We start from the raw sequence: 1572 nt of genomic DNA, 5'->3' as shown, positions 1-1572 counted from the left end.
TTTTGGGCGCATTAAGGATGCGATGCGAGAAAGGTAAATACGAAAGCGGTCAACTCATGACCGCTTTTTTTATAAAGATTTTCTCATAATGTGAGTCGCATCTGTATAGCCAATATTTTCATATAATTTATGAGCTTCAGTATTGTTACTTAATACACTGAGTTCTATATAATCTAAATCACGAGATTTTGCCCATACTTCCATGGCATTCATCAATTGTTTACCAATGCCTAATCCACGAGCTTTTTCAGTCACGACAAAATCAAAAATATAAGCAAACTTATGTGGTGCAATACAATTATAAGACGGTGTTGCTTGTTCTTGTGCCATGATGAAACCAAGAGTTTGATTAGCTTGTTTAGCAATTAAAAGCGCAGAATCATCACTTTCAATCATTGTTTGAATAAAAGCAGGGTCTTGTGATGCTTTTAAGTAATAATCAGGTTGTAACTCTGCCATATGTATGAAGAGTTCTGTGTAAATTTGTTCAATGGCGGATAAATCGATCAGCTGTGCATGTGAAATTTTAATCATAATGACTATTAAATATTAAGAGGATTAAAAAGTATAACCAAATAAATCAATATTATGTAAATCTTAAAATATTAATTTGGTTTACATTGATATAAGGTTTCATCTATGATGTGCTCATTCTATTAATGTAATGAGTAATGAATAATGAGTAAAAAAGTTTGGACGATTGAGGATGCTGAGGCTTTATTTGAACAACCACTATTTGAGTTATTGTTTGAAGCACAGAAAGTTCACCGTGAACATTTTGACCCAACAAAAATTCAGGTAAGCCGCTTATTATCTATTAAAACTGGACGTTGTTCAGAAGATTGTAAGTATTGTTCACAAAGTGTACGGTATGATACAGGTTTAGATGCAGAAAAATTGATGGAAGTTCAAAAAGTTATCGAAGCTGCAAAGAAAGCAAAAGAAGATGGTGCAAGCCGTTTTTGCATGGGGGCAGCTTGGCGTAATCCCAAAGATCGTGACATGCCATATATTCAAAAAATGATCGAAGAAGTAAAAGCGCTTGGTATGGAAACCTGTATGACATTAGGTAGTTTAACTTCTGAACAAGCCAAAACATTAGCTGAAACAGGTTTGGATTATTACAATCATAATGTGGATACTTCACCTGAATTCTACGGGGAAATTGTGACAACACATAGTTACCAAAATCGTTTAGATACTTTGGATCATGTACGTGAATCTGGTATGAAAATCTGTTCTGGCGGCATCATTGGTTTGGGTGAAACTCGTCGTGATCGAGCATCCATGTTAACTCAGTTAGCGAATATGTTAACACCACCAGAAAGTGTGCCGATCAATCGTTTAATTCCAATTAAAGGCACACCATTAGGTGATAATAAACCTGTGGATGATTTCGATTTTGTACGCACAATTGCTGTCGCAAGAATTATGATGCCAAAATCAATGGTGCGTTTATCTGCAGGGCGTGAAAACATGTCATCAGAATTACAAGCATTATGCTTTATGGCTGGTGCAAACTCAATTTTCTATGGTGCAAAATTATTAACAAGCCCGAATGCTGATCAAGAT

Annotated in this window: 2 protein-coding genes; one reads left to right on the top strand and one right to left on the bottom strand. The window is 35.2% G+C overall.

Annotated elements, in window-relative coordinates:
- Positions 1 to 69: 69 nt before the first annotated feature.
- Positions 70 to 534 carry a GNAT family N-acetyltransferase gene (locus BZK14_RS12900; RefSeq protein ID WP_077926865.1) on the bottom strand — a complete coding sequence of 155 codons (465 nt, stop codon included), beginning with the start codon at positions 532 to 534 and terminating at the stop codon, positions 70 to 72.
- 144 nt (positions 535 to 678) lie between these two features.
- On the opposite strand from BZK14_RS12900, the gene bioB reads away from it, so the two are divergent.
- On the top strand, positions 679 to 1572 hold an 894-nt coding region (bioB, locus tag BZK14_RS12895; RefSeq protein ID WP_077926864.1), incomplete at its 3' end, for a biotin synthase BioB.

This window comes from Wohlfahrtiimonas larvae, from assembly GCF_002006755.1.
GTDB classification, from domain to species: Bacteria; Pseudomonadota; Gammaproteobacteria; order Cardiobacteriales; family Wohlfahrtiimonadaceae; genus Wohlfahrtiimonas; species Wohlfahrtiimonas larvae.
The sequence above is the reverse complement of the archived record's forward strand: the minus strand, read 5'-3'. Positions and strand labels throughout refer to the sequence as shown.